Source organism: Komagataeibacter rhaeticus (genome assembly GCF_003207855.1).
GTDB lineage: Bacteria > Pseudomonadota > Alphaproteobacteria > Acetobacterales > Acetobacteraceae > Komagataeibacter > Komagataeibacter rhaeticus.
Genome location: NZ_NKTZ01000007.1, coordinates 88,374 through 103,058 on the forward strand (window position 1 = coordinate 88,374; position 14,685 = coordinate 103,058).

Genomic DNA, 14,685 nt, shown 5'->3' on the forward strand with positions numbered 1-14,685 from the left:
TTCTTCCTTTCATGCAGGGATCATGTCCATCATGAGTGAAACCACAGGATGCACGGCCGACTGGCACCTTGAACACTCCGGCCCCGCCCGGTTCCTCCGCTATCTTGATCCCTGCCGTCCCTTTGCCCGGCAGATCAACATGCTGGCCGGGCGCTTCCGTGATGTACAGGCCCTGTGCAGCGCGGGTACGCACCCGCCGGAACTGACCCGGCTGCGCAATGCACTGGCGTTCCACCTGGTCAAGATGTCACGCTGGTGGCGGTTTGACTTCTGTCCCCGTGGCGTGACCGGGGTACGCAACCCGCTTTTCCTGACCTATGTGAAGGCCCATGCCGAACGGGTGGTGGAAGATGAAGCCCTGTTCGACCTGTTTACCATGCAGCGCCACATGCATGCGGGCGATGGCGGGCATATCCTTGTATTGGGGCGTGACGGGGCGACAACGCCCGCCCTGTCCATTCTGTATGGCGTGGACGGGCAGCGGAATTTCCGCTTTGCCACCGGCTCCCACGGGGTTGAGCCGTTATGGAACGGGCAGGCCTACCCGGATTTCGCATCCGCATGGCTGGCGGCACAGGCCGTGCATGCCCTGATCCGCGATGACAGTACCGGCCTGCATGAATACGAGACCGCCAACCGCGAGCATCTGTGGGCACGGGCGTGGCACCAGCAGCATTTCCACCGCAGTGGCCAGCTTCCCCTTATCCGGCTTTACGCACAGGCCCATACCCAGTTGCAGAACTGCCAGTCCGCTTTCGGCAAGGCCGAGATGAAGACGGTCGTGGACCGGCTCGCCTTTGAAATCACGCGCGCGGCCTACCACCGCCACATGACCGTGGCGGACATGATAGAGGAAAGCGACATGCTGGCCATCAACCTGCGCTCGGCCAACATGATCAAGCAGCGCGCCCGGGCCTATGTCGCCACCTGCATGGACCCCGTGACCCGGCCGGAACTGGATATCCTGCTGGACCGCGTGGTGTCTTACATCCCGCGCCGCTGCCCCTGAGTGCCGGCATCGGAAAGTTTTTGGGCGTCGCCTTTTTGAAAGAAGACGACGCCCAAAAAAATTTTACTTCTTATCTTCAGGAATACAGTGCAGAACAACCGCCTTTATTGTGCGGTATAGCCACCATCAATAACCAGTTCGCTTCCGGTCATGAATTTGGATTCATCGGATGCAAGGAACAGGATTCCGTAGGCAATGTCATCCGCCTCCCCCAGATGGCCAAGCGGATGCAGGTCGATCAGCTTCTGGCGGGCGGCTTCCTGGTCCGGTGTCCCGGACGTAAGCCCCTGCACCATGGGGGTCCAGATATAGCCGGGGTGGACGGAATTGACCCGGATCTTGTAGCCAGAGCGCGCGCAGTGCAGGGCAGCGGACTTGGTGAACAGCCGTACGCCCCCCTTGCTGGCGTTATAGGCGGCCAGCGTGGGATCGCCCACCAGCCCCTCGATGGACGAAAGATTGATGATCGACCCGCTACCCTGCGGCTTCATGGCCTCCACCGCGTAACGGGTGCCCAGGAATACGCCATCAAGGTTGACCGCCTGAACCCGCCGCCAGTCCGCAAGGGAAGTGCTCTCGACCGTGCCGGTATAGGCAATACCGGCATTGTTGACCGCAATGTCCAGCCGGCCGAAGCGGGCCTTGATCGCGGCCATGGCCTTGCTCCAGTCCTCCTCCACCGTCACGTTGAGGGGCACGAACAGGGCTTCTCCGCCCGCTGCCTCGATCTCGGCCACCACGGCGTGACCTTCCTGCGCCTTCATGTCGGCCACGACCACCCTGGCCCCTTCACGCGCCAGCAGCAGGGCCGTTGCCTTGCCAATGCCCAGCGCAGCCCCCGTAACCAGCGCCACCTTTGCCGATACCCGTCCCATGATTCTCTCCCCGGTTTCAGGTCCTGTCAAAACAATGGGCGGAGCCTGCCCCCTTTATGCGAAGGACACACTGATCCAGCCCCGACAACACCACTTTATGATATGCATGCCCCTGTATCCGGGTGGCCGGAACGGGACGGATGTTCAGAATTCCCCCGTGGCGATTTCCATAAGGATACGCCCGAGTTCGGTCTTGATCATGCGCCGGGCATACGCCTCCAGCTGGGTGGCATCGATAAAGCCCATGCGGAACGCCACTTCATGCGGGGACCCCACCAGCAGCCCCTGCCGGGACTGGATGGTATGCACGAACTGACCGGCTTCCATCAGGCTGTCGGGCATGCCGGCATCAAGCCATGCACAGCCGCGCCCCAGACGCTGCACATGCAGCGCCCCCTTCTGCAGGTAAATCCGGTTGAGGTCGGTAATCTCCAGCTCGCCCCGGGCGGATGGCCTGAGACCGCGCGCGTATTCACGCACGTTGCCATCATAGAAATACAGACCGGTCACGGCCCAGTTGGATTCCGGGTCGGTAGGTTTTTCAACAATATCGTGCGCATGGCCATCCTCGCCAAAACTGACCACGCCATACCGTTCGGGATCACGCACCTGATACGCAAAGACCGTGGCCCCCACCGGCCGCGTGGCGGCAGCACGCATCTGCTTGCCCAGATGGTCGGCAAAGATCAGGTTGTCACCCAGCACCAGCCCGCAGGGCGCGTCATCCAGCCAGTCATCGGCTATGACAAAGGCCTGGGCAATGCCATCGGGTGACGGCTGTTCACGATAGGTGAAGGTAACACCCATATCCGACCCGTCCCCCAGCAACCGCTGGAACTGCGGCAGGTCGGCCGGGGTGGAAATGATCATGATATCGCGTATGCCCGCCAGCATGAGGGTGGAAAGCGGGTAGAAGATCATCGGCTTGTCATAAACCGGCAGCAGCTGCTTGCTGACCGCGAGCGTCATCGGGTGCAGGCGGGTGCCCGACCCGCCCGCCAGCAGGATACCCTTGGTCGGCTTCTGCTGTATCTGTTCGTTCATGCTGCTGTTCCCATTGTCTTTCCTGCCTGCCCCAGGCGCTGGCCCGCATAGCGGGCGGCCCGGATGGCTTCCCACCATTCCCGGTTATTAAGATACCACTGTACCGTACGGCGGATGCCGTGTTCAAAATCATGCCGCGCGCGCCAGCCCAGCGCGCGTTCGGCATGGGAGGGATCGATCTCGTAGCGGAAGTCATGCCCCGGCCGGTCGGCCACATGCCGGATCAGACGCGCATGCGGGCCGGACGGGTCCGGGCGCAGTTCATCCAGAATGGCGCAGATCGCTTCGACCACCTGCATGTTGGTGCGTGGCTGGCGGGCCCCTATGGCGTAGGTCTCGCCCGGCTGGCCATGTTCCACCGCGCGCACCAGTGCCTCGGCATGATCTTCCACGAACAGCCAGTCCCGCACGTTCTGCCCCGCGCCATAGACCGGCAGTTCCTGCCCTTCGATCGCATTGATGGTGACAAGGGGGATCAGCTTTTCGGGGAAGTGCCAGGGGCCATAATTATTCGTGGTATTGGTAACAAACGTGGGCAGCCCATAGGTATGGTACCAGGCCCGCACCAGATGATCCGATGATGCCTTGCTGGCCGAATAGGGGCTGCGCGGGTCATAGGCGGTCTGTTCGGTAAAGGGCGGATCACCGGGCCGTAGCGCGCCAAAGACTTCATCGGTGGAAATGTGATGGAAGCGGAAGGCCCCGCGCCGCGCCGCATCCAGCCCCGACCACCAGCGCCGCGCGGCTTCAAGCAATGTATAGGTGCCAACAATATTCGTACTGACAAAGGTGCCGGGACCATCAATGGAACGGTCAACATGACTTTCAGCCGCCAGATGCATCACGGCATCGGGCTGGAATTCGGCAAAGACCCGATCCATGGCCGCCGCATCGATGATATTGGCGACTTCCAGCCGGTAGCGCCCGCTCTCGGCAGCCGCCTGCGTGGCCTGCGTGCTGGCGGCATAGGTCAGGGCATCCACATTGAGGACGTCATGCGCGGTCTGGCCGATCAGATGCCGCACGACTGCGGAGCCGATAAATCCGCAGCCTCCCGTTATGAGTATACGCATTCCTTGCTTCCTTCCTCCCTTGGGACGCCGCACATTATCCTGCCCTGCCGGACCGGAAAAGCCGGGCCGGCCCATCCGTCAGGCCCGCGCGGGAAAAGGGCAGGCCCACCCGCGCGTTGATATGAATCGTGACACTGTAATGTGCGGTGTGTGTCAGAAATGTGGGCACCATGCCCCTGTCTGTCAAAAAGGGAAAAGCGTGCCATGGCATGATCGTCTGAACGGGCATTCATGCAGTCCGCTGCGCCCCGGTCAGGGCATCATGTGCCTCAACCCGCTGCATGACCCGCCGCCCCAGGCGCTGCGATGGCCGTTCAACCAGATGGTAACACGACACCCCCACCAGCAGGCATACGGCGAATATGGCAATCGTTGCCATCATACCCCCGACAGTCCCCAGGCCGCGCAGCCAGTTCCCCATGGCCCAGGACAGGATGCCGATGATCAGGTAATGCGTCAGGTAGAACGAAAACGATATGCGGCCCAGCCACATGACCAGCCCCGAGCACAGGAACGCATTGATCGCCCCGCGCTGATAGGCCAGACCAAAGACAAGGGCCGCAAAACCAAATACATCACAGACCGGCAGCACCGGAAAGAACAGTGTAGCGGCAATAAACGCCACCGCCCCGACCGTAATGGCCGCCCCGTACCGGGCGGTACCTTCGGGGGCGAGATGATAGGCGCGGTACAGCATGATCCCGGCGGCAAAGCAGAAGAACATGCGGATGGCGCCAAACGTGCCGGTCGGATTGTTATTGGCATGATGGCAGGCAAACAGGATGGCAACCAGCGTGACCAGGCTTGCCACGCACAATGCCAGCGCGCTGCGCATGCTGGCCACGCGCATGGCCATCATGGCCAGTAGCGGGAACAGGATATAGCCCAGCACTTCCGCGCTCAGCGTCCATGATACGATGTTCCACTCCCCCAATTTCAGTACCGTCCAGCTCTGCACAAGCAGCAGGGTCTGGATGAAACCGGGAACCGAAAGGTTATGCGCGCGGTAGGCAAAGGCGGGATCGGTATAATGGCGCTGCATGGCAACATAACCGGGTGCAAACAATACAAGCGGCACCAGCGCAAGCAGGACAAAAGTATTGAGCGGATAGACGCGAAAGAAACGGACAATGAAAAAATCACGGATGACAGGCCAGCGCAACTGTACGAACTGCCCCTCATGCACATGCATGAGGATAAAGCCCGACAGCACGAAAAACAGGTCAACCCCACGAAAGCCATTGAACAGGAACAGCGAGTTCATCAGCCATGGCTGATGCAGCATGTCGGCAGCAAGACCATAGAAATGGGTCATGAAAACCCACAGCGCCGCAACACCGCGCACACCGGTCAGGCTGGGGATGGAACGGGCCCTGGGCATGTTATCCCCTTATGCATATGGGTTCGGGTTCTAGAAAAATCTTTCGTCAATCGTTACGACATCGCCGGGCAGCAGTTCGGTCGCGCGTGTAATGCGGCCTTCATGCGGCGCGGTATTCAGGTCCTCGTGGCGCACATCGGTCGCATGGCCGGTTATGGCGCGGTAGGTAAACCCGCCCGCCAGGGCTACCGCCGTCAGCATGGTCATGCCCGGCTGGTAGGGATACTGCCCGGGATGGTTGACTTCCCCCAGGATGTAGATGGGACGGTACTGCGCCACCTCCACCGAAACGCTGGGCTGGAACAGGATGCCCCTGCTTTCCAGGCTGGAGGAGATGCGCCGCGCCAGGTCCCGTGGCGCGGCCCCTGCCGCGGGCACCACGCCCAGCAGCGGGAAGTCGATGTTGCCGTTGTCACTTACAGTAAAGGTATTGCTCAACTGCGGATCGTTATAAGTAATGACACGCACCTGGTCGCCGGGGCCAAGATGGTAGGCGCGTGCATCAACCGATGCAAAGGACTGTTCCCGTGCCGATGCACATGACCCCAGTGCCAGCAGGGCTGTAGCGGCGATTGCCTGCGTCATTCCAGGCCGACACGTATTCCGTATCATTGCAAACATGGCCACTCCCAAATCATTGAATGCGACTTCTCCCGTTCCGGTGCCCCGCCGGGGCTCTCCCTAACCGGAGAAGGAAAAGCCCAATAGTACCGTATTGCTCGTAAACGTCGAAAGGCGTCCGGGGATGTTCAGATAATTCACGTTTCCGCCCGATGTGGCGTTATTGACATAGTTATAGGTCAGGGAGGCGCGAATATGGCGGTCGATGTTCCAGAAAACCGATCCGCCAAAATGGATCTGCTTCTGCAGCCGGCTGCCCGCCAGTGTGGTGGAGGTCGTGCCGGACACCTGCGTGCTGGACTGGGAATCACTCTCGCCAAACTCGCCATAGGCGCGCAGGAACACGTTATGGCGCAGTTCATGGTCCCATTGCAGGCGCACGTCGGTAATCACCTGGTTACGGGCAAAGGGGGTTTCGGGGTCGCTCAGGTGGCGGCCGGCCGTCAGGTTGACCGTGTCGATCCTGCGCGGCATCCATGATACGTTGACCTCGAACGTGGGCGTGCTGACGGACGGGCTGTAGCCGTTGGCAAAGCTGCGCGTCTCGCCCCCCACCAGCAGCCGGTACTGCCAGACCTGTCCGCTGCGGAAATCCACCCCGGCAAAGCCTGCCCCGTCGGCATAGTTGTTGGTCGAGGCCTGGAGGGCCGCATCATACTGCGCGGCGGAACCCCGGAAAACCACAACCGCCGAATTCCCCGGCGAGAACGCGAAGCGCGAGGTCAGTGAGCCGGTTTCCACCTTGTGGCTGATGGTGCCGTAATCAATGGAGATCGGCCCCGGTGCCGTCCCGAACGAGAAATCCTGATAATCAAAGGCCGGGATCAGGCTGAAGCGCCCGAACACCTTGGTATAGGTCAGCCGCCCGTCATTGACCTGATAGGGCACGGGATAGACCACGCCGTACACGCCCAGATTGGTCGCGGAAAGATGATACTGATAATGGGAAAAAGCGGCACTGAGCGTGTCATGCCCCAGGTTGAGCGTACCCCCGATGCTGCCATGCCAGTTGGTGTAGCTGGCGATGGACTGCGTGGGGTAGCGATGGTCATCCATCCCCACGGACGCGCCCAGCGCGTGCCTGCGCCAGCGCGAGCTGGCGCTGACATTCGCCGATGTCTGCACCGCCGGGCTGCCCGAACCCGGAATACCCAGCGTATTGGTGTTGTAGCCCACATTTTCCGATGCGGTGGGCCGCAGCAGCCAGCTGCCCAGACCGATCCCGTCGCCCTGCTGGCCCATCATCTGCCGCGTCACGACCGAGCCGGTCATGTCCGTGGCATAACCCGGCACATCGGAAGGAAAAAGCTGCTGGATCAGCTGTGCATGCGCCTTGCCCGCATGCAGCCCGATCCCCAGAACCATCACACTGACGGGCCCCCACGACAGGCAACGCCCCACCGTGGCGTTGCACCGCAACCGCCTGACCTTCATACCGCATCCTAACCTGTGATCGTAAGACGGGGATTGCCCCCCGCGCGCTGGACAAACCGGTGCACGACATCACGCAAACCCGGGTCCAACCGGTATGCAGCAAAAGCCATGGCAAGTCCCGCTACCGTGGCCGCACAGGCGGAAACCACAAGGTTCATGGGAACCAGCAGACTCACAATCAATGCCCCTGTCATGACTATCATTCCCGGCACAAGCCGCCAAGTCTGCCTGGAAAGGCAATCCGACAGGAGATAAAGGGCAATTAAATTAATCGTGACCCGTAACGTCCAGGCCGCGGCGGCCCCCGGCAGCCCCCACCATTTTATGAACAGCCACAGCACGCAGAAGAAGGGCAGGATCTCCACCATGGACACCTTGGCCGTGATATGGGGCCGCCCCTGCCCCTGCAGCAGCCCGTAGGGCAGGAAGGCAATGCCGTTGGTCCAGGCGCCGAACATCAGGATCTCGGCAACCGGGCGGGAGACCTCGGCAAAGCTGCCGCCCACCCACATATGCAGGAACGCGCCCGAAAACAGCACACCCGGCGCGCAGATCATGCCAAACCCGTAGGTGAGCGAGGCCGTGGCCCGGCGGGTCAGGTCAACCGCCTCCCCCCGGTCAGCGCGCGACAGGCGGGGGAACAGCGTGCGCGCAAGTGCGGTAGCCACCACCTGCGAGCGCATGGCCAGGTTCATGGGCACCGTGTACTGCCCCACCGATGTCACCCCCAGCGTCGCACCGATGATAAGCTGGTTGGAGGTATCCAGCAGCGGGTTGATCAGGCTGGAAATACTGACCCACGACCCGTAGCCCAGCAGGCGCTTGAGCCATGTCACGTCAAAGTCCAGCGGGCGGATCGGCCATTCCAGCGCCATGACCACGCAGTAGGACAGCATGATCATGCCCAGCCGGGACAGGACGATGGAGGGCAGGACAACCGTAAGTTGTGGCCCCAGGAAATGGATGCAGATCAGCGGAATGATCTGCCCCGCCATGGTGGTACTGGAATTGAGCATGTTGGAGAGCAGGAAACGCTCCCGCGATTCCATGGCCCCCGTGGCCACGCCATTGATCATGCCCAGCGGCAGCATGACCGCCATCCATGGATAGGCATGGCGCGTTTCGGCCATAAGGTCGGGCGGGATGCGGACAAAATGCAGCAGCACCATATCCCCGATGGGGTACAGGATCAGCCCCCCCAGCGCGCCAAGGCCAAGATTGCTGTAGAATGCCGTCATCAGCACCGGCGAGCGCTCGCGCGACGTGGCATGCCCCAGCTGCGCCAGCGCATTGGCCGAGGCACGCGACAGCCCGAAATCCAGGAACCCCAGATACCCCAGCAGGATCCACGATATCGCCACGATACCGTACCGGTCCGTGCCGATCAGGCGCAGGTAGAAGGGCACCGTACCCAGCGAGACGACAATGGGGAAAATGGAACCGAAAACGTTGAAAAGGAAATTGGTGGAAAATTTGCTCTGTGCCATTACTCCGCCCCTGCCGTCAGCATGGCGGACCGGGGCCGGGAATGGCCAAGGACCTGCTGGTACACACGCACATATTCCTGGGCCACGCTGTTCCAGTCATACCGGCTGGCCACATCGATGTTGCGTGCCCGCAGGGCCTCCCCCGTTTCGGGCAGGGAGGCGGCCAGGGCTTCCACATCCCGCGCGCCGGGGGCAAGGTTGTCCGGGTCGATCATCACCCCCGCCGCCCCCTGCTGCATGAGCCGGACAAACGGGGTGATGGTGCTCAGGATGGGTACAAGCCCGGCCGACATGGCCTCGACCGCCGCAAGGCCAAAGCCTTCATGCGCGGAAAGACAGCCAAAGAAACTGGCCTCCGCCATCAGGTCCCGCAATGCCGCATCGCTCGGGCCGGGCACGATGCGCATGCTGTCCCCGATCCCGCAGGCACGGGCCTGCTGGCGCAGGTCATCGGCGGTCAGGTTGGAATCCTGTCCCGCCACGATCAGCTTCCATTGCGGATTGTCACGGCGCAGGCGCGCGACCAGTTCAAACAGAAGCCCCAGCCGCTTGTGCACCGCAAACCGCCCGAATGCGAGGATGGTGCGGTTGGGCGTGCGCGATGCGGCATCGCGGAAGCGGGTCTGGTTGATCCCGTTCTCGATTGTCTGCAGCCGTCCTTTCGCAACCGTGGCAAACATGTCGGCATCGCTGTAACTGCACGCCACGATGCGCGAATAGGCATGGACCGAGACGGGGGTGATGGTGCGGAACCAGACTTCCTTTACCCGCCGCAGTGCACCGGTATGGAAAAAGCCGCCATGGGTTGACGCGATCATGGTCCTGCGATGCAGCGGCCAGGTCCAGGCAAGAAAATCGAAGAAGAAGTCGATTGCATGCACATGCAGCAGGTCAAACCCGCGGATGTGGCGCAATACATCCGGTGCAAAGGGGTAGCGTGTCGAACCACGCCACGGAATGCGGGTGACGGGTATGCCATCAACCACGTCGCGGTGCGGCAGCTTTCCGGGACGGCCGAAAACACTGTCGAGTGTCAGCACCTGCGCATCCACGCCCAGCTTCTGGCGCTGGCTGCGCGCCAGGTTGAGCAGTGAATCTTCTAACCCGCCAACAGAGGGACTGAACTGACGGCAAATATGCAGGACTTTCAATGTTTCATCCCCCTTCGTTCATTTCTCGTCAAAGCGGCTCAGGATCTTGATATCCCGGTTGCCGTAGCTGTAACCCATCACATCCATGGCGTTGTCCTCCACCATGGTGGCGACCACGCCTGCCAGTGGCGCGCCACTGGCCTCCAGGCGTTCAAGACAGGCCATGACGGCACGCTGCGCCGTGCTCTTCCAGCGGCAGACAAAGATCACCTGATCGGCCATGTTGGCATGCACCAGCGCATCGCTCAGCCCCAGCAGCGGCGGACAGTCGATGATGATCAGTTCATATGTCCGCTTCAGTTCCACCAGCATGGCGCGCAGGCGGCGGATCTCGACGGGGCTGAAGGCGTGCTCCATCGTGCGGCCGGCGGGAATGTAGTCAAAACCGGTATCGGGGTCGGTACGGATCACCTCCTCCACCCGCGCGCCCGTGGTCACAAGGTCGCTCATGCCCAGCGACGGGCGGCCCGTCGTCACATCGGTCAGGTACTGGTCCAGCATGCCGCGCCGGTGGTCCGCATCAATCACCAGCACCTTCTGTCCACCCCGGCGGGCGATGGTCGCCATCCACAGCGCCAGCGTGCTCTTGCCTTCCTCCGGCCCGGCGGAGGTAATGGCAAGGCAGAGCGGCTGCCCCCCGTCATGCACCCGCATGGACAGTTGCATGACCAGGCTGCGCACCGCTTCCGTGGCACGGGAATAGGGATGGTCGAGCACATGCCGGCGTACGCCCTGCTCGGTGCGGGCACGCACCTTGGGTATCACGGCCATAAGAGGCAACGGCACGGCGGCGCGCAGGCGCTCGATCTCGGTAAAGCCCGCGGTGAAGTAATCCCGCAGCAGTACGATGCCCGCACCCGCCGCAAGGGCCACGGCAACAAGGCCCATGCCGATCTTCCTGCGGTTGGGGAAGCTGGGCACATCGGGAGCCGAAGCGTGCGAGACAAGGGAGATGGGCGGCTGCAGCAGGGCCGCGCGATCGACCACTTCCTTGGCATGTTCAAGGAAGGTTTCGTATACCGTGCGCGCGCTCTGCGCTTCCTGGTCCAGAGTGCGGTATTCGGCCTGGGGCGCGCTCTGGCCGCCTGCCTTCTGGCGCAGCAGGTCAAGGTTCTCGTTCAGGCGGTCCACTTCCGCCCTGGCGGAAATCTGGTCTTCACGGATGGAGTTCAGCGCCGCCTGCGTCTCGGCCGCAAGGCTTGCGCGCGTGACCGCAATCTGCTGGTCCAGCGCGCGCAGGCGCGGGTGCTGCGGGCCATAGGTTGCCGCTTCCTCCTGCCGCGTGCTCTGCAACTGCATGAGCGCATTGGCGGTGCTAACAAGGATCGGTTCCTGCGACAGGGCGACCGCCGCCCGCGCATCCCCGCGCGATGCGGCGTCGCGCAGCGCGTCCGCCCGTGCCTGGGCTGCGGCAAGCCGGCCCTGTGCCTGGCTGAGATTGGCGGCCGTATCGGCAATCTGGCGTTCGATCAGCGGGCTTGAGGTACTGCCCTCACTGGTATTGGTCAGGCCATGGGCGGTATCGAAGGCATTGGCCTTTTCCACCGCATCCATCCAGCGCTGGCGCAGTTCCGCGGTGCGGCTGTCCAGCCATGCGGCCACGCGGTTGATGTCCGCCGTCTGGCGCGCCAGGGCCAGGCGCTGGTAGTTCGTCACCACCGCATCGGCCAGGGCGGCGGCACGCGCGGCATCGCCGTCCACCACGTTGATGTCGAGGATCTGGGTATGGGCCTCGGGGGTGATGGTCAGGTTGTTGAGGAAGGCATCCTCGTCCCGCGCGCGCTGCACCGCGGGGTCCACCGGCTGTGCTGCGTGGCACAGGAAGCCAAGCCCCATATGGCACAGCCTGTCACGCAGCCCGACATGGGGGGCGGCAGCCGGGGGCGGCAGCTGGGCCAGCACGGCGGCGGCCACGTCACGTGAATGGATCATCGCCGCCTCGGTCTGGACCAGCGAGTCATCCGGCGGGGCCTGGTTCTGCTGCTGGCCATTGGGGGCCAGCGGGTCCTGCTGCGCACGACCGGACACCACCACCGTGGCGGTGGCGGTATAGCGCGGCTTGAGCGTCATCATGACTGCCCCCCCCGCGACCAGCACGCCAAGCACCGTCAGCACGAAAAGCAGCCGGTGCCGCAGAAAGGCCCGCACCGTCTGGCGGATGACGAGACCCACGTCCTGTGCTGTCCATGACATTGAAGTGGCCCGTCCCTGTAAGGAAACATAATTCATGCTGATTACCCGGCAAGTTTCCGCGAGATGGAGGATGCAGACGTGGCGCGCATCCTGCGCTGCAGATACAGCAGCACGTAAAAACCGAATACCGGCAGCCCCAGCAGGTAACGCCGCCACAGCCTGCGCGGTTCACGCACCAGCCGCACCAGCCATTCCAGCCCCATGTTCGCCACCCATCGCGGCGGGCGGTGCACATGGCCTGCCGCATGATCGACCAGCGCGCCCGCCGTCAGCATCACACCGGAGGGGATATGGTCCATGTTGTCGCGCAGCCAGCTTTCCTGGCGTGGCATGCCCATGGTCAGCAGGATGATGTCGGGCCGGGTTTCATGCAGGCGCGCCAGCAGCTGCGTGGCCTCAGGCGAACCGGGCGTCTGGTCAAAGAAACCATGCTGGGTGCCCGCCGTGCGCACGCCATAACGCGCGGAAAACGCGCGGGCCGCCTTTTCCACCACGCCGGGCTTTCCGCCAATCCAGAACACCGAGGCCTCCGGCCCCAGTTGCGACAGCACCGGCCCGATCCATTCCGGCGGCGTGGTGCGCGGCAGGTGGCGGCCCGTCAGCATCATGCCGGCAAGCTGCACCCCCGCCCCGTCACAGAACGCGATATCGGCCCGGCGGAACAGGGTACGCAGCCAGGTCTGGCGTTGTGATACCACGGCCATATGCGCATTGGCATTGACGATGACCAGCTTCTGGCGTGCCCGGACAGCGGTGACGACGCGTTCGATGATGTCCTCGCGTGATATGTCGCGCAGGGGCAGGCCCATGACATCGACAACCGTGTCATCCACCATGATTTCAGTATTTGCGTTCATTTTGAATACACCGTTCATCATCGGGTGAAATTGGGAGTTCAGAATGCATTGCGGCTAAAGATCTCGCGCTTCACGGTCAGGAAAATGATCTTGATGTCCAGCCAGATCGACCAGGCGCGTATGTATTCAAGATCCAGCACGACACGGCGGCGCAGGTCATCGCGCGTGACCAGTTCGCCACGCGATCCGTTGATCTGCGCCCAGCCGGTAATGCCGGGCTGCACGCGATGGCGCGCAACGTATTCTTCCATCGCCTCATGCAGGAGCTGGCCGCCGGCACGGGTCTGTGGCGCGTGCGGGCGCGGGCCGACAAGCGACATATCGCCACGCAGCACGTTGAACAGCTGGGGCAGTTCATCAATGCTCAGGCGCCGTATCCATCTGCCCACGCGCGTCACCCGCGGGTCGGTACGCGATGTCTGGCGGGCCGCGTCACGATCGGCCATGTCCGTATACATCGAACGGAACTTGAATACATCGAAGTAAAGATTGTTGTATCCCAGACGCGGCTGGCAGAACAGGACCGGCCCGCGGGAGTCCAGCTTGATCGCCAGCGCCACCAGCACCAGAACGGGGGAAAGCGCCAGCAGCAGCAGCATGCTTGCCGTAAGGTCGAAGGCGCGCTTTTCCAGCATGTCCCATTCACTCAGCGGGCGGCGCTGCAGCACGGTAAGCGAGAACGGCCCGAACCGTTCAACCGGCCAGCCATGGCAGTCTTCCGTCATCAGGGTCGGCACGACATAGACATCCGCCAGCATGCCGCGCAGGCGCCACAGTTCCTCCATGACATGCTGCTGGCCGCCCTCCTCGGGGGAGAAGTTCATGATGACCGCATCAATCCCCTCCTCACGCGCCCGCACGACCAGTTCCTCTACCGTGCCATCCACCTTCCCGCCCCGGTCATCAAACAGGCCGACCAGACGGAAGGAACGCTGCATGCCGGCATTGATGCGCGCGGCCATGCGGAGTGCCGCAGGGCCGGAACCGATAATGGCGACCCGGCGCGCCAGGCGGTGCGCCACCGCATCGGTATGCAGCAGGTAGGTCCCCACGATCCGTTCCGCCGCCAGCATGAGCGCCACGAACACCAGCCATTCCGATGCACGGCGCAGCGTGACCCCCATGGGCCAGGACAGCATGAGCAGGACACCACAGAAAACCATCGCGCCGAACAGCACGGGCGGCAGCAGGTAACGCAGCTGGGCGGAGAGCCGCGTCACATCGGGAATGTCAAGCAGCGGGACATTGCGGGGGAACAGAAAAAACGCCCCTGCCGCCATGATGTTGGCCAGCAGGAGCGCCCCGGACAGTTCAGGCATGTCATAAAGACGCTGCCAGGCAATGCACGCCATGACGGCAAGGCAGACACACAGCGCATCCGACAGGATCACGATCTGCGGCAGGACGGGGTGACGGTAGGAAAAGCTGCCGTCATCAGCCCGGCGCCCCAGATGCGGGAGCCTGAGCCTGCTTTCACCCATCGTGGATAGCGACAGGTCGGGTTCGCCGTTCTTCAACTGCCTGAGTGCCTCGCTCATCTTGAAACATCTCCTGTCGACG

At 62.6% G+C, this 14,685-nt stretch carries 12 protein-coding genes; 1 reads left to right on the forward strand and 11 read right to left on the reverse strand.

Annotation, left to right across the window (positions count from 1 at the left end; all coding sequences use genetic code 11):
• Window positions 1-31: 31 nt before the first annotated feature.
• Window positions 32-1,009, forward strand: a complete 978-nt coding sequence (locus CFR78_RS09230) for a hypothetical protein (RefSeq protein WP_110581095.1) — start codon at window positions 32-34, stop codon at window positions 1,007-1,009.
• Window positions 1,010-1,113: 104 nt separating this feature from the next.
• Here the strand turns inward: CFR78_RS09230 and CFR78_RS09235 are convergent, their stop codons facing one another.
• From CFR78_RS09235 to CFR78_RS09290, 11 genes are all read right to left on the reverse strand, one after another.
• Window positions 1,114-1,884 (reverse strand): glucose 1-dehydrogenase, encoded by a 771-nt coding sequence (locus tag CFR78_RS09235; protein ID WP_034932307.1) that lies wholly within the window; start codon window positions 1,882-1,884, stop codon window positions 1,114-1,116.
• Window positions 1,885-2,028: 144 nt separating this feature from the next.
• Entirely contained in the window at window positions 2,029-2,928 is a 900-nt protein-coding gene (gene rfbA / locus CFR78_RS09240) for a glucose-1-phosphate thymidylyltransferase RfbA (RefSeq protein ID WP_007400000.1), read from the reverse strand.
• A complete protein-coding gene (gene rfbB, locus CFR78_RS09245) occupies window positions 2,925-4,001 on the reverse strand; it encodes a dTDP-glucose 4,6-dehydratase (RefSeq protein ID WP_110581089.1) in 1,077 nt (358 codons plus the stop codon). Before rfbB ends, rfbA begins: the two co-directional genes overlap by 4 nt.
• Before the next feature lie 229 nt (window positions 4,002-4,230).
• A complete protein-coding gene (locus CFR78_RS09255) occupies window positions 4,231-5,382 on the reverse strand; it encodes an acyltransferase family protein (protein WP_110581090.1) in 1,152 nt (383 codons plus the stop codon).
• Between the two features lie 30 nt (window positions 5,383-5,412).
• On the reverse strand, window positions 5,413-5,967 hold the full coding sequence (locus CFR78_RS09260; RefSeq protein WP_034932314.1) for a polysaccharide biosynthesis/export family protein: 555 nt from the start codon (window positions 5,965-5,967) through the stop codon (window positions 5,413-5,415).
• A 96-nt stretch (window positions 5,968-6,063) separates the two neighbouring features.
• The gene (locus tag CFR78_RS09265; protein ID WP_099963188.1) at window positions 6,064-7,437 is read right to left on the reverse strand and encodes an outer membrane beta-barrel protein; all 1,374 of its coding nucleotides are present in this window, start codon (window positions 7,435-7,437) and stop codon (window positions 6,064-6,066) included.
• 8 nt (window positions 7,438-7,445) lie between these two features.
• The gene (locus CFR78_RS09270; RefSeq protein WP_007399994.1) at window positions 7,446-8,924 is read right to left on the reverse strand and encodes a flippase; all 1,479 of its coding nucleotides are present in this window, start codon (window positions 8,922-8,924) and stop codon (window positions 7,446-7,448) included.
• Window positions 8,924-10,075, reverse strand: a complete 1,152-nt coding sequence (locus CFR78_RS09275) for a glycosyltransferase family 4 protein (RefSeq protein ID WP_007399993.1) — start codon at window positions 10,073-10,075, stop codon at window positions 8,924-8,926. The genes CFR78_RS09270 and CFR78_RS09275 overlap by 1 nt, the downstream gene beginning before the upstream one ends.
• A gap of 18 nt (window positions 10,076-10,093) precedes the next feature.
• Window positions 10,094-12,268: a GumC family protein gene (locus CFR78_RS09280; protein ID WP_034932316.1), complete on the reverse strand. Its 2,175-nt coding sequence runs from the start codon at window positions 12,266-12,268 to the stop codon at window positions 10,094-10,096.
• 41 nt (window positions 12,269-12,309) lie between these two features.
• On the reverse strand, window positions 12,310-13,125 hold the full coding sequence (locus CFR78_RS09285) for a WecB/TagA/CpsF family glycosyltransferase (RefSeq protein WP_181417517.1): 816 nt from the start codon (window positions 13,123-13,125) through the stop codon (window positions 12,310-12,312).
• Between the two features lie 38 nt (window positions 13,126-13,163).
• Complete coding sequence (locus tag CFR78_RS09290) at window positions 13,164-14,663, reverse strand: exopolysaccharide biosynthesis polyprenyl glycosylphosphotransferase (RefSeq protein ID WP_240471465.1); 1,500 nt, start codon at window positions 14,661-14,663, stop codon at window positions 13,164-13,166.
• Window positions 14,664-14,685 lie beyond the last annotated feature (22 nt).

Coding starts and splice junctions, on each gene's coding strand:
- CFR78_RS09285 (WP_181417517.1), bottom strand. CDS start 13,125: ATGAACGCAAATACTGAAATCATGGTGGATGACACGGTTGTCGATGTC.
- CFR78_RS09255 (WP_110581090.1), bottom strand. CDS start 5,382: ATGCCCAGGGCCCGTTCCATCCCCAGCCTGACCGGTGTGCGCGGTGTT.
- CFR78_RS09230 (WP_110581095.1), top strand. CDS start 32: ATGAGTGAAACCACAGGATGCACGGCCGACTGGCACCTTGAACACTCC.
- CFR78_RS09280 (WP_034932316.1), bottom strand. CDS start 12,268: ATGTCATGGACAGCACAGGACGTGGGTCTCGTCATCCGCCAGACGGTG.
- CFR78_RS09235 (WP_034932307.1), bottom strand. CDS start 1,884: ATGGGACGGGTATCGGCAAAGGTGGCGCTGGTTACGGGGGCTGCGCTG.
- CFR78_RS09270 (WP_007399994.1), bottom strand. CDS start 8,924: ATGGCACAGAGCAAATTTTCCACCAATTTCCTTTTCAACGTTTTCGGT.
- CFR78_RS09265 (WP_099963188.1), bottom strand. CDS start 7,437: ATGAAGGTCAGGCGGTTGCGGTGCAACGCCACGGTGGGGCGTTGCCTG.
- rfbA (WP_007400000.1), bottom strand. CDS start 2,928: ATGAACGAACAGATACAGCAGAAGCCGACCAAGGGTATCCTGCTGGCG.
- rfbB (WP_110581089.1), bottom strand. CDS start 4,001: ATGCGTATACTCATAACGGGAGGCTGCGGATTTATCGGCTCCGCAGTC.
- CFR78_RS09260 (WP_034932314.1), bottom strand. CDS start 5,967: ATGACGCAGGCAATCGCCGCTACAGCCCTGCTGGCACTGGGGTCATGT.
- CFR78_RS09290 (WP_240471465.1), bottom strand. CDS start 14,663: ATGAGCGAGGCACTCAGGCAGTTGAAGAACGGCGAACCCGACCTGTCG.